The sequence below is a fragment of the Paenibacillus sp. PL91 genome (genome assembly GCF_012935325.2).
Lineage (GTDB): Bacteria > Bacillota > Bacilli > Paenibacillales > Paenibacillaceae > Pristimantibacillus.
Window position 1 is genome coordinate 289,854 of the sequence record NZ_JABBYG020000001.1, and the last position, 13,324, is coordinate 303,177.

General features: G+C 47.9%; 14 protein-coding genes. 11 read left to right on the plus strand and 3 right to left on the minus strand.

Features of this window, described 5'->3' with window-relative positions; genetic code table 11:
- Positions 1–155: 155 nt before the first annotated feature.
- The 5 genes from metG to HI950_RS01415 all read left to right on the plus strand — a co-directional run bounded on the left by metG (position 156) and on the right by HI950_RS01415 (position 5,877).
- The gene (gene metG / locus HI950_RS01395) at positions 156–2,150 is read left to right on the plus strand and encodes a methionine--tRNA ligase (RefSeq protein ID WP_169081925.1); all 1,995 of its coding nucleotides are present in this window, start codon (positions 156–158) and stop codon (positions 2,148–2,150) included.
- A 290-nt stretch (positions 2,151–2,440) separates the two neighbouring features.
- Positions 2,441–3,469, plus strand: coding sequence for a metal ABC transporter solute-binding protein, Zn/Mn family (locus tag HI950_RS01400; RefSeq protein WP_169081924.1), 1,029 nt, complete (start codon positions 2,441–2,443; stop codon positions 3,467–3,469).
- 58 nt (positions 3,470–3,527) lie between these two features.
- The gene (locus HI950_RS01405) at positions 3,528–4,352 is read left to right on the plus strand and encodes a metal ABC transporter ATP-binding protein (RefSeq protein ID WP_169081923.1); all 825 of its coding nucleotides are present in this window, start codon (positions 3,528–3,530) and stop codon (positions 4,350–4,352) included.
- Positions 4,336–5,142 (plus strand): metal ABC transporter permease, encoded by an 807-nt coding sequence (locus HI950_RS01410; RefSeq protein WP_169081922.1) that lies wholly within the window; start codon positions 4,336–4,338, stop codon positions 5,140–5,142. Before HI950_RS01405 ends, HI950_RS01410 begins: the two co-directional genes overlap by 17 nt.
- Before the next feature lie 21 nt (positions 5,143–5,163).
- On the plus strand, positions 5,164–5,877 hold the full coding sequence (locus HI950_RS01415) for a cytochrome c biogenesis CcdA family protein (protein WP_169081921.1): 714 nt from the start codon (positions 5,164–5,166) through the stop codon (positions 5,875–5,877).
- Positions 5,878–5,888: 11 nt separating this feature from the next.
- On the opposite strand, the gene splB is transcribed toward HI950_RS01415, so the two are convergent.
- Positions 5,889–6,956: a spore photoproduct lyase gene (splB, locus tag HI950_RS01420; RefSeq protein ID WP_169081920.1), complete on the minus strand. Its 1,068-nt coding sequence runs from the start codon at positions 6,954–6,956 to the stop codon at positions 5,889–5,891.
- 210 nt (positions 6,957–7,166) lie between these two features.
- Here splB and mntR point away from each other — a divergent pair, with 210 nt between their 5' ends.
- On the plus strand, positions 7,167–7,589 hold the full coding sequence (gene mntR / locus HI950_RS01425; RefSeq protein ID WP_053376766.1) for a transcriptional regulator MntR: 423 nt from the start codon (positions 7,167–7,169) through the stop codon (positions 7,587–7,589).
- Between the two features lie 73 nt (positions 7,590–7,662).
- On the opposite strand, the gene HI950_RS01430 is transcribed toward mntR, so the two are convergent.
- Together HI950_RS01430 and HI950_RS01435 are read right to left on the minus strand one after the other, a co-directional pair.
- The gene (locus tag HI950_RS01430; protein ID WP_169081919.1) at positions 7,663–7,980 is read right to left on the minus strand and encodes a hypothetical protein; all 318 of its coding nucleotides are present in this window, start codon (positions 7,978–7,980) and stop codon (positions 7,663–7,665) included.
- 32 nt (positions 7,981–8,012) lie between these two features.
- Positions 8,013–8,975: a DUF1385 domain-containing protein gene (locus tag HI950_RS01435; protein WP_187768010.1), complete on the minus strand. Its 963-nt coding sequence runs from the start codon at positions 8,973–8,975 to the stop codon at positions 8,013–8,015.
- A 212-nt stretch (positions 8,976–9,187) separates the two neighbouring features.
- Here HI950_RS01435 and HI950_RS01440 point away from each other — a divergent pair, with 212 nt between their 5' ends.
- The 5 genes from HI950_RS01440 (at position 9,188) to HI950_RS01460 (ending at position 13,292) form a co-directional block, all read left to right on the plus strand.
- Positions 9,188–9,688, plus strand: coding sequence for a YqhR family membrane protein (locus HI950_RS01440; RefSeq protein ID WP_169081918.1), 501 nt, complete (start codon positions 9,188–9,190; stop codon positions 9,686–9,688).
- Positions 9,689–9,780: 92 nt separating this feature from the next.
- Positions 9,781–10,221, plus strand: coding sequence for a type II 3-dehydroquinate dehydratase (gene aroQ, locus HI950_RS01445; RefSeq protein WP_169081917.1), 441 nt, complete (start codon positions 9,781–9,783; stop codon positions 10,219–10,221).
- Between the two features lie 29 nt (positions 10,222–10,250).
- Positions 10,251–11,324 (plus strand): M24 family metallopeptidase, encoded by a 1,074-nt coding sequence (locus HI950_RS01450; protein ID WP_169081916.1) that lies wholly within the window; start codon positions 10,251–10,253, stop codon positions 11,322–11,324.
- Between the two features lie 28 nt (positions 11,325–11,352).
- Complete coding sequence (gene efp / locus HI950_RS01455) at positions 11,353–11,910, plus strand: elongation factor P (protein WP_076266942.1); 558 nt, start codon at positions 11,353–11,355, stop codon at positions 11,908–11,910.
- A gap of 128 nt (positions 11,911–12,038) precedes the next feature.
- Positions 12,039–13,292: an aspartate kinase gene (locus HI950_RS01460; RefSeq protein ID WP_169081915.1), complete on the plus strand. Its 1,254-nt coding sequence runs from the start codon at positions 12,039–12,041 to the stop codon at positions 13,290–13,292.
- The last annotated feature ends 32 nt before the right edge of the window (positions 13,293–13,324 follow it).

A 13,324-nucleotide genomic window follows, 5' to 3' on the forward strand; every position in this document is an offset into this window, starting at 1 on the left:
GGCGGCACACGAAGCTTTCTTGAGGAGACCAGTCTAACCGGCTGCTTCAAGATTGAAATTTGGGTGGTACCGCGTGAGTTCAAACTCTCGTCCCATGATGGACGGGAGTTTTTTGCGTTTTTTTAGGTTAAAAAAAATGAAATAGGGGGATTCACATGACAAGCAAAAATACGTTTTATATTACGACGCCGATTTATTATCCGAGCGATAAGCTTCATATCGGCCATGCGTATACGACGGTTGCGGGTGATGCAATGGCGCGTTATAAACGCCTTCGCGGCTATGACGTATGGTATTTGACAGGTACGGACGAGCATGGACAGAAGATCGAACGGAAAGCGAAGGAAAAGGATCAATCGCCGCAGCAATTCGTCGATGATATCGTCGTTGGCATTAAGGATCTATGGGCAAAGCTTGAAATCTCCAATGACGATTTCATTCGTACGACGGAAGATCGACATAAGCGTGTTGTCGAGAAAATATTCGCCAAGTTTTTGGAGCAGGACGATATTTACAAGAGCACTTACGAAGGCTGGTATTGTACGCCATGCGAATCCTTTTTCCTTGAGCGCCAGCTCGTTGACGGCAATTGTCCGGACTGCGGACGTCCTGTTGAGCTCGTTAAGGAGGAAAGCTATTTCTTCCGGATGAGCAAATATGCGGACCGCTTGCTTAAGTACTATGAGGACAACCCGGACTTCATACAGCCGGAATCACGCAAAAACGAGATGATCAACAATTTCATCAAACCTGGCCTTGAGGATTTGGCTGTATCGCGCACGACGTTTGATTGGGGCGTTAAAGTGCCAGGAGATCCGAAGCATGTCGTTTATGTATGGATCGACGCATTGTCGAACTACATTACTGCGCTCGGCTACGGCAATGAGGGCAAGGATCAGAAGTTCCAAGATTTCTGGCCTGCAGACGTCCATTTGGTCGGTAAGGAAATCGTCCGTTTCCATACGATTTATTGGCCAATTATGCTGATGGCGCTTGAGCTGCCGCTTCCTAAGAAGGTATTTGCGCACGGCTGGCTGCTGATGAAGGATGGCAAAATGTCGAAGTCGAAGGGCAATGTCGTTGATCCGGTTATGCTGATCGAACGTTACGGATTGGACGCGCTTCGTTATTATTTATTGCGCGAGGTGCCGTTCGGAGCAGACGGTACATTTACGCCGGAAAACTTCGTCGAGCGGATTAACTTTGATCTCGCCAATGACCTTGGGAATCTGCTTAATCGGACAATCGCAATGATTGACAAATATTTTGAAGGCGTCGTTCCAAATTTCTCAGGCACAGTAACTGCTTTCGACGATTCCTTGCAGAAGCTTGCGAGTGAAACGATCGTTCAGGTGGAATCTGCACTCGAAACGATGGAGTTTTCAGTGGCGCTGGCAACGTTGTGGCAGCTAGTAAGCCGCACAAACAAATATATCGATGAAACGCAGCCGTGGACTCTTGCCAAGGATGAGGCTAAGAGCGGAGAGCTTGCATCCGTTATGTACCATTTGGCAGAATCGCTTCGCATCGTTTCGATCCTTCTTCAGCCGTTCTTAACGCATGCTCCGCGTGAAATGTGGAAGCAGCTGGGCCTTGCGGAAGGCGAGCTGACGTCATGGGAGAGCACCAAGCAATTCGGTTCGCTGCCTGGAGGAACGAAAGTGAGCAAAGGCACGCCATTGTTCCCTCGTCTGGATACGACGGAAGAAGCAGCCTTTATCGCGAATGAAATGGGCGGCGGAGCGAAGCCAGAGCAAGCGGCGGATCAACCGGCTGCTGCGGACGCGAAGGCAGTTGAATCGCCGCAAGCTGCTGGTGAGTCGAAGGAAGAAATAGCGATCGATGACTTTGCGAAAGTGGAGCTCCGCGTTGCTCAGGTGATTGCGGCAGAGCCTGTTAACAAAGCCGATAAGCTGCTTAAGCTGCAGCTGGATCTAGGTTATGAGCAGCGTCAGGTCGTCTCCGGCATTGCCAAGTTTTATACACCGGAGCAAATGGTTGGGCGTAAAGTTATTTGCGTAACGAACTTGAAGCCGGTCAAGCTGCGCGGCGAATGGTCGCAAGGCATGATTCTTGCCGCTTCGCATGGCGATCAATTGACGCTGGCTACAGTGCCAGAAGACATGCCAAATGGCGCGGTTGTCAAATAAATGATTTAGGATTAGCTGAGTAAAAGAGGGTGCTCCAGAAGTCTCGATGACTTCCTGGGCACCCTTATTTTTATAGCCTATGAATCTACTGTTTCACCTTTGACGAATGTGATTTGTCATATTTCGCTTAAATTTCGTCAATACAAGTAATCGATAGCAATCATGTCTGCATATTAGCGAAACTTTTCCTTTGAAATAAGGTTGACAGTCTATTTAAAGGCATCGTATAATACAAAACGTAATCATAACGATTACGAAGAAGAGAGAGAAACAGAATGGAGAGAACACCAATGAAAGATTCAAAATGGAAATCATCGATACGTTTATCGGCGCTAAGCCTGCTGCTGATCGCTATGCTGTTTGTGATGGCAGCTTGCGGCAATAACAACAATGCGGGCACGCCAGCTGATTCAGCGAATGATAACACGGCTGCAACGAACAAGTCTGATACTGATCAGATCAGCGTCGTTACTAGCTTTTATCCTTTATACTTTCTAGCATCGGAAATCGGCGGAGAGCATATTAAGGCAGTAAATCTAATCGCTGCCGGCGTAGAGCCGCATGACTGGACCCCGAAGAGCCGTGATTTGAGCACCGCCTCGAAGGCACAGCTATTCCTGTATCATGGAGCAGGCCTTGAGGGTTGGGTAGATGATTTTCTGAAGGGCTTGTCCAAGGACAGCGCGGTTGCTACCAAAGAGATTAGTAAAGGCATAACCCTTATCGAAAGCTCTGAGGAAGAGCATGAAGAAGAGCATGAAGAAGAACATGCCGATGAAGAAGCGCATGAGCATGGCAGTGCTGATCCGCATACGTGGGTTAGCCCAAAATCAGCGCTTAAGCTAGCTGAAAATATTAAAAATAGTTTGATTGAAGTCGATAGCGCAAACCAAGCAGACTATGAGAAAAACTATGAGGCATTGCTTACGAAGCTGGAAGCCATCGATGCTGACTATACCGCCAAGCTTTCTCAAGTACCAAATAAAAACATCGTTACTTCCCATGAAGCATTTGGTTACTTAGCTCGCGATTATGGCTTGAAGCAAGTATCCATCATGGGGCTTAACCCGGATGCAGAGCCGCGCGCGCAGGATTTGCTGGACATCGCGAAGTTTGTTAAAGCAAACAACGTCAAATATATTTTCTTCGAAGAGCTGGTGTCCGATCAGCTTGCACAGACGCTAGCAAGTGAAGCTGATGTCGAGACGATGGTGCTTAACCCGCTGGAGGGCTTGACGCCAGAGCAAGAAAAGGATGACCAAACCTACTTAACACTGATGGAACGCAACTTGCAAAATCTTGTGCAAGCATTACAATAGAACAAAAGGCAATCCTACAGAGCTGCTGCAGCTCTGTATTGCTGTGAGGAGAGAAGTTATGGCGCAATCGAATCGAATAACTATTGCCGACGCTAGCTGCCACCAAGAGGTTATCTCATTGGAGGACGTCTCCTTTTCTTTCCAGCAGCAAACGGTCATCTCGGATTTAAGCTTTGCGGTGAAGGAACGGGACTTCATTGGCTTAATTGGTACGAATGGCGCTGGAAAAACGACGCTGCTGCGTATGATTGTTGGCTTGCTGAAGCCTACAAGCGGCACGATCCGTTTATTTGGAGAACGAATAGACAAGTTTAAGCAATGGGAGCGTATCGGATACGTTCCGCAAAAAAATGCATTAAATCCGCTGTTCCCGGCTACTGTGCGAGAGGTTGTGCTATCCGGGCTTTATGGACGGAGCAAGCTGTTTAAGAAAATGAACAAAGCGGATTTCATCAAGTGCGAGGATGCGCTTCACGCGATGGGCATCGAGGACTTGAAGGATAAGCGAATCGGCCAGCTGTCAGGCGGTCAGCAGCAGCGTGTATTTCTAGCAAGGGCGCTGATCAATAGTCCGTCATTGCTCATTTTGGATGAGCCTACGGTTGGGATTGATACGGAGACGCAGGAGAGCTTCTTCCATATGATCAAGCATATGCATCAGCATCATAATATTACGTTTCTGATGGTTTCCCACGACCTGGATATGATTCGCTCCTACCTAGGCCAAGAGCCGGCTGCAAAAAACGGGAAGCTTAAGTTTCACATTAAGCATTCGCATGAAACGCAGGACTGCGTGGAAAATGACCTGGCGCACAGCTTAAAAGGGCTGCGGAAGCAAATGGAGAGCAGGAAAGAGGTTGTTTTGATTGGAGATCGTAACTAGCGAATTTTTTCAACGAGCCCTTATTGGCGGGTTGCTCATCGGCGTAACTGCCCCGCTAATGGGCTTATTTCTTGTGCTGCGCAGACTGTCCATGATTGGGGACACCTTATCTCACGTCTCCATTGCCGGCGTAGCGCTCGGATTTTTGATTGGCGTGTATCCGATTGCGGTAGGGCTCTTGTTCGCCATCGCAGCATCCTTTGCGATAGAGAAGCTTAGGAAAGCCTACAAATCTTATGCGGAGCTGTCCATCGCTATTATTATGTCGGGCGGCGTTGCCCTTGCCTCGCTGTTTTTCACAATGGGGAAAGGGTTTAAAAATGTGGACAGTTATTTGTTCGGCAGCATTTACACGCTAAACAGCAACGATCTTTATGTAATAGGAGGCGTTACGCTTATCGTTCTTGCTGCAATATGGCTGCAGGTCAAGGAGCTGTTTCTCATTACGTTTGACGAGGATGCGGCTGCGGTAAGCGGCTTGCCCGTAAAATTTTATAATGTTATGATTAGCGTGCTTACCGCACTTATTATTAGCGTTTCTATCAAAATTGTGGGCGCGCTGCTCGTATCCGCCTTGCTTACGATACCTGCTGCATGCAGCTTGATCATTGCCAGAAGCTTCCGGCAAAGCGTCATTACGGTCGTGATCGTTGGCGAGCTGGCTGTCATTATCGGACTGCTCATGGCAGGCGTATGGAATCTAGCGCCGGGCGGCACGATTGTTTTATTGCTTATCGCGGTATTGCTTTTGCTGCTCGTCTTCCGCCGCGGTGTTCGAGCAGGCAGTTGATTCGAATTGGGGTGAACACGCATGTCTGATATTAACATTTGGCTGGCATTCGGTGCCGGCTTTGCATCGTTTATTTCACCTTGCTGCTTGCCGCTATATCCCTCTTATTTATCATACATAACGGGCATATCGGTAGCGGACCTCAAAGGAAATACGAATGCAAAACAAAAACGTATGCTCACGATGTCGCATACGCTGTTTTTCATTTTGGGCTTCTGTACCGTGTATTACGCTTTGGGCTACGGAACGAATGTGTTTGCCGAGTTTTTTAGTGAGTACAGGCAGCTGATTAGGCAGATATCTGCTATTTTAATCATTTTAATGGGACTTTTTCTTATTGGATTATTCCAACCGCAGCTGCTTATGAAAGATCGGAGAATGAACCTTATCCCGAAGAAAGCGAGCTATATCAGCTCCTTTATTTTTGGAATCGGTTTTTCGGCAGGCTGGTCGCCATGCATGGGTCCTGCACTTACAGCTATATTAGGTCTAGCGGCGACGGAGCCCGGAACATGGTTTCGATTGACGTCTGCCTATGCGCTCGGCTTCGCCATTCCTTTTTTTGTCCTTGCCTTTTTCCTTGGAACGGCGAGATGGATATTGAAATACTCCGCAACCGTCATGAAGATCGGCGGAGCCGTAATGATACTGATGGGTATTTTGCTGTTTACCGATCAAATGACCAAAATAACGATTTGGCTGAATGTCATTACGCCGGAATGGCTCGCTTTTTAAAAACAACGATTTTACGTAAAATATTCAATTTTCGCATCTGGAAAATGCTCAAAGATGCGCTCCGATAAATACATGCGGAGCGCATTTGCTTGTTCATCAGGGTATACATATTTCCCTTGTCCCCAGCGGCCCCATTTGTATTTTCGTTTTTCGATATCCATTTCAAGCTTTGTACGCGGATAGCGTTTTTCGATTACCGCTTTAGCCGTTTTGGTAAACCGATGCTGGATCAGTTCAAAGGTGAGCTCCTTCGTTGCCTCTAGCGGGAGTGCTGCTGCAAGCGACGATATAAGCTCGCCATAGCCTTCCTCCCAGCCTTCATGCCAAATAATCGGGGCAATGATGAAGCCCATTGGATAACCTGCCTTAGCTACCTTAGCGGCGGCCTCAATCCGTTGTTCGAATTTTGACGTAGCAGGCTCAAAATGTTTAATAACGTATTTATCATTGACACTGAAGCGTATGCGCGTATGGCCGTTGTGCTTTGCGTCAAGCAGGGAATCCACATGATGAAATTTGGTTACGAAACGCAGCCTGCCATGCTCTTGTGCCCCCATAAATTCGATGAGCTCGCGCAGGCTTCCCGAGATGGGCTCAAGTCCAACGGGATCAGACGTACAAGCCGCTTCAAAGCGGGTAATTTCCGGGGCTCGTTCGTCAATATAGCCTCGCGCTGCTTCCAAAATATCGTCCATATTGACGTATACTCGAATATAAGGCTTGGCTCCCAAAGTCGTCTGCAAATAACAATAGTGACAATGAGCCATACAGCCGGTTGCAATGGGAATCGCATATTCGGCCGAAGGCTTGGAGGTGTCAAACTTCAATGTTTTGCGAATGCCGACGACTAGCGTGCGCTTTGCGATTTTATATTGCTCGAGCTCGGTATCGCCGGGCAGATTCGTAATGCGGTTGTGGGAGGTCGTCATTCGGTATGGAATGCCCTCCTTCTTGACCCATTCGAAAATTCGCTGACCTTTTGGATAATCGAGCGCAGACGGTTCAAAATAAACGAGCTCTGGAACGAAGGAGAGGGTGGAACGATCCGGTTTGGGCCGATCAATAATGGCTGTACTCATCAGTCATTCCTCCTGTTCATAAATCGCAATCAAATCAACTTATTGTGTGAAGGAGAAGAGCGGCTCAAACTGGTAAGTTCAAGCGTGGTTTACGCTTCTTAATCGGTTATCGAATCGCGAACAGGTTGCAGTGAGCATAATGAACAGTGTATGATACATAGAGTAACGCCTAAGAGACAAGGTGAAGAAGTATGGTTAGGGGGTTCTTCAGTGCCGACACCGAGCATGGAAGACTACTTGGAAAGAATTTATAAGCTGATTGATGAAAAAGGTTATGCGCGCGTTTCGGACATCGCGGAAGGACTAGAGGTGCATCCTTCGTCGGTCACCAAAATGATTCAAAAGCTCGACAAAGATAATTATTTGATTTATGAAAAGTATCGCGGGCTTGTCCTGACCAATAAAGGCAAGAAGATGGGGAAAAGGCTAGTCGACCGGCATCAGCTGCTGGAATCGTTCCTTACCACAATCGGCGTACAGGATGAAAATATTTATCAGGATGTTGAAGGCATCGAGCACCATTTAAGCTGGGATTCAATTACTTGCATTGAGACGCTGGTTGAATATTTTCGCCGCGACTCTCAAAGAATGGACGAGCTTCGCGCTGTTCGTGCGGAAATGGACAGCGAGTAATACATAAGGTGTAGGTTCTAACAAACAAAAAGAAGGTCTGCAGCTATTATGCCGCAGACCTTCTTTTTGTTTGCTAATGATATTTTGGCAAATCATCGTCATCCTTGCCGCCTTCGATTACACGGAAGGGCACGGTTTTTGAGCGAGGTTTATTGGCTTTCATTTTGGCAGCGGTAGCTCGGCTTTGCTTGACCTCGGTTCGGCCACGCTGTGTGCTGGCTCCTCTTAAGAAGGCAGGCGGATATTTATAAAGCAGGAAAATACCGCCAAGCACCACGATCGGAATAATAAATGCTGCTGGGCTTTGAACTACACTATACACGAGGCCAATTGCCAGCAACGCGAGTAAAGTGATGGACCAAATATTCCATTTGCTCGGTACTCTGCTCATTGTAATACCGCCTTTCCTTGTTTAAATATCGTTTATTTCATTTGTTTATCAAGCTCTAGCATCCGTTTGAAGGAAGCGATGGAAACGGCTACTTGCTCATCGCGCGGCTCTTTTGTCGTAAGCAATTGCAGCCACAATCCCGGATAACCGAGGTAGCGGAGAAAAGGAATCTCACGCAAAGCATTTGTCCAGCGCAGCACCTCGTAAGAAATGCCAAGCACGAGCGGAAGCAGGAGAATACGGATGTAGACACGTTCCCAAATGGAATCCCAAGTGAAGAACGGTAGCGAATAGACGACAACGCCTACGATAACCGTAAATACGATAAAGCTAGAGCCGCAGCGATAGTGCAGACGGCTGTATTTCTGTACATTGCTTATGCTAAGTTCCTCGCCCGCTTCATAGGCGCTAATTACTTTATGCTCAGCACCATGATATTGGAACAAACGCTTGATAAGCGGTGTCATGGATATGAAATATAAATAAGCAAGCAATAAAATAATTTTGATAAGTCCCTCTAACAAATTATGACCGATCTTGTTCTCAAATACCCCTGAGAATAGCAATTCTTCAAGTGCAGCAGGAGCTGCCGTAAATATAAGCTTTCCGAAAATAAACGAAAGCACACCCGCTACGGCTACGCCAACCAGCATGCTAAGGCTCCAGCCTTGTTTTTTTTCATCCTTCGCCTTGACCGGTTGGTCAGCCGAAGCGGCATCTTTCTCCTCGCCGGCTTCATCCTCTGCATAGGTCTCCATTGAAAAGTTCAAATGCTGCGAGCCTTTGGCGCTGGATTCCAAAATGCCGACTACGCCTCGAACGAGCGGAATTTTTTTTAAGGCTTGAATCCAGCTCTTGGATGTGCGGGGCACCTCATAAAATACGATTTCATCATTTTTGCGTCGGACAGCTGTTACATTAACGTGTTTGCCAGCAAACATTACGCCTTCAATAACCGCTTGTCCGCCATATATGCTTCGGGAGTCTTGCGGCAAGAGCTTGTCACCTTCCTTGAGTGGAATATCGTCTTAGTTGAGCCGACGAATGTACCTGAAACTTTGTAAGTCTATTGTACTTTATCTATTGGCTAATTGCCAACGCTAGCATGTTGGAAACGGAATGCTTTAATGGAAGTCGGCGGTTATGGATCGGATTTATTTCGCATACTAAGCTAGGCAACGATCGATACAAGAATGGAGGCATCAACATGGGAAAACAGAAACAGAAAAACGAATATGAGGACCATCATACGAACCCGTGGCTTTTTTCGATCAAAATCGGCTTCTTCGCTGGCTTAATCTGGGGCATCGTTCGCTGGATGTTCTATGAGATGAAGTTTACGAGCATCCTTCCCGGCTTTGCGGCTGATCCTTTCTTCAAAGCCTCCTTTCTGAAAACAGCATGGGGAGAAGTAGTAGGTGTTGCTGTTTTCGTCCTTTTTTCAATAGCTGCAGCATTAATTTATAAGGTTGCGCTCGGCCGTTTGCGAGGGCCGTGGCCAGGTATTTTGTATGGCGCAGCGTGGTGGGCAATTCTCTTTGCAGTTGTCGGCCCGATGCTTGGCATTATGGAGGGCATAAGGAAAGCTGGCTGGAATACGCTTTACACCGAGCTTTGCGTCTTTTTGCTATGGGGGGTATTTATCGGTTATTCGATTGCCTTTGAGTTTACGGATGAAGCTTCACGGGAGCCGATAAACGCACATTAATGAGTTCTACTTCTCAAGCGGCGGACATTTGTGGTAAAATGGCTATTGATCTTTGAACCTATGATGGATTCGGTTGCTTGGGAGGTGCATTCATGCACAAAATCGTTGTTTTGAACGGACCGAACCTTAACATGCTCGGTATCCGCGAGCCTGGTGTGTACGGGACAGAAACGCTTGGTTTCATTGAATCGCTCTTGAGGGATAAAGCCGAGGCGCTTGGCGTCTCCGTTGAGTTTTTCCAAACGAATCATGAGGGCGATATGATTGATCGCATACATAGTGCTTACGGAAAGGCAGACGGTATTCTCATAAACCCTGGCGCTTGGACGCATTACAGCTATGCGCTGCGCGATGCGCTCAGCACCGTAGGGCTGCCGATTGTCGAGGTGCATATGTCGAACATTCATAAGAGAGAATCGTTTCGGCATGTATCCGTCGTCGCCGCGATCGCGGTCGGACAAATTGCCGGCTTTGGCTCTCAGAGCTACGAGCTCGGCCTAACTGCGCTGGCACGTCATTTGCAAAAATCGTAAACGGTTGTTAAAGAAAGGGTGAAGCGGTTATGCCAAACGCTAGAGTAAAGCGATTGCGAAAGCTGATGGAAGAACATCACTTTGAAGCGATATTAATTGGGAGCGAGCATAATCGTCGCTACATAAGCGGCTTCACTGGCTCGTCAGGCATGGTGTTGATTACGCAAAGCGATAGCTATTTGCTTACTGATTTCCGCTATCGTACGCAAGCGCCGCTGCAAGCTGCAGGCTTTCAAATTATCGAGCATGGGCCAAGCCCGCTTGAGAACGTGCACGAGCTGCTGAAGCAAGAAAAGCTGACTAAGCTGGCTTTCGAGCAGGATCATGTTGTATACAGTGAATTCACCGCGTGGTCAAAAACGTTGAGCGGCATTACGCTGGAGCCTGCATCGGGCTTGGTCGAAAAGCTTCGCATCATTAAAGACGCGGCAGAGCTGCAAATTATGCAAGAGGCCGCTGACCTTGCGGACAGCACCTTCAACCATATTTTGAAGATCATTCGCCCAGGCGTTCGTGAAACCGATATCGCGCTTGAAATGGAAGTGTATATGCGCAGTCATGGCGCAACATCCTCTTCCTTCGACACCATCGTTGCATCGGGCGAGCGCTCCGCATTGCCGCATGGTGTAGCGAGCGATCGTATCATCGGCGATAACGAATTTGTGAAGCTTGATTTTGGCGCCTACTATAATGGCTATTGCTCTGATTTGACGAGAACAGTCGTAGTAGGGACACCAACAGCTAAGCATCTGGAAATTTATAATATCGTTCTCGAAGCACAGCTGCACGCGCTTGCGCATATTAAGCCGGGCATGACTGGTCGCGAGGCTGACGCATTGTGCCGCGATATTATTACGAAGTACGGATATGGCGATCTGTTCGGACATGGCACTGGACATGGCCTTGGCATGGAAATCCACGAAGCGCCTAGATTGTCCAAATTAAGCGAAACGATTTTAACCCCCGGCATGACGGTCACGGTTGAACCCGGCATTTACGTACCAGGCTTTGGCGGCGTACGCATTGAGGATGATATCGTTATTACGGAAACCGGTATTAAAATATTAACCTCATCCCCGAAGGATCTAATCACTCTGGGGTAAGGACTATTCATTCAGGAGGGAATCAGCAATGATTTCAGTAAACGATTTTAAAACAGGCTTGACCGTGCAAGTTGACTCCGATATTTTCACCGTTCTTGACTTTCAACACGTTAAGCCGGGTAAAGGCGCTGCATTTGTTCGCTCCAAGCTGAAAAACCTTCGCAACGGCAACGTTGTTGAGAAAACGTTCCGTGCGGGCGAGAGCATCGGCCGTGCCATTATCGAGAACCGTGAAGTACAGTACCTGTACAACTCCGGCTCGGAGTACACATTCATGGATAATGAAACGTTTGACCAATTCAACTTGGACAAGAAGCAGCTTGAATGGGAGCTTAACTTCCTGAAAGAGAACATGAACGTCAACATTTCAAGCTACCAAGGCGAAATTCTTGGTATTCAAATGCAAAACAGCGTTGAGCTGAAAGTAATTGAAACGGAGCCAGGCGTGAAGGGCAACACGGCGCAAGGCGCAACAAAAACAGCTAAGGTTGAAACTGGCCTTAACGTTCAAGTTCCACTGTTCATTAACGAAGGCGACGTTTTGCTAATCGATACTCGTGAAGGCAAATACATCTCGCGCGCTTAGCAGGCTGCTTGATTGAACCGTCCGATTCATTCGGACGGTTTTTTTGCAGGCGGATATACCCATAAGTTCGCCTGTTGTGGTATAATATTGACTTGTATGTATATGTCAGGGTTGGGAGTGAATCAGCTTTGTCGTTAATCGTGATGAAGTTTGGCGGCAGCTCCGTTGGTACGCCGGAGCGGATGCAGCGTGTAGCAAAACGTATAATTGATCGGCAGCAGGAGGGCAACGATATCGTTGTCGTCGTTTCTGCCATGGGAGATACGACTGACGATTTAATCGATCAGTCCAAACAGCTTAATCCGAATCCGCCGGCGCGGGAAATGGATATGCTATTAACGGTTGGCGAGCAGATTTCGATCGCTTTGCTGTCGATGACCGTTCATCAGCTTGGAGCTAAAGCTGTATCCTTTACCGGCTGGCAAGCAGGCATTCGCACAGAAGCGGTGCACGGCAAGGCGAAGATGACGAATATTCATCCTGAGCGTGTGTTCAAAGCGCTGGAGCAGGGCAATGTAGCTATTATTGCAGGCTTTCAAGGGATGACAGAAGACGGAGAAATTACGACTCTTGGCCGTGGCGGCTCCGATACGACAGCTGTCGCTATGGCAGCAGCGATGAACGCGGATGTTTGTGAGATTTATACGGATGTGGACGGCATTTATTCAACCGATCCCCGCGTCGTCAAAAACGCTCGCAAGCTGAGCGAAATTTCATATGATGAAATGCTAGAGCTCGCTAATTTGGGCGCTGCCGTATTGCATCCGCGTGCGGTGGAATATGCCAAGCACAACAATGTAAAGCTTGTCGTGCGTTCGAGCTTTACCCAAAACGAAGGTACAAGTGTGAAGGAGGAAGCGGTCATGGAGCAAGGCGTGGTCGTTCGCGGCATCGCGTTTGACAAAAATGTAGCTAGAATAAGCATTATGGGTGTTGAGGATGTGCCGGGTGTGCTCGCTAATGTGTTTGGCGCGTTGGCAAGCAACGGCATCGACGTCGACATCATCGTACAAAGCGGCGTGAAGGATGGAAAAGCCGACTTCTCCTTTACCGTTTCCGGCGATGACGTGGATAAATCGATCTCGGTTATCGAAGGTATCCGCAGCACTGTTCCATATCGTGAAACGACTTCGGAATCGAACCTTGTGAAGGTATCCATCGTAGGTGCAGGCATGGTTAGCAATCCTGGCGTAGCCGCAAAAATGTTCGAAACGATTTCTAAGCTTGGCGTAAGCATCAAGATGGTAAGCACCTCGGAAATCAAATGCTCATGCGTCATTACGTCTGAGCCGCTGAACGATGTTGTGCGCGCGCTTCATACTGCATACGCTCTCGATACCGCTGAGCAAGCATTCGTGGGCGGCCCTCAAGATCGCCGTTAATAGATTTGGTTCTTACAAAGGCAAAAGGCATG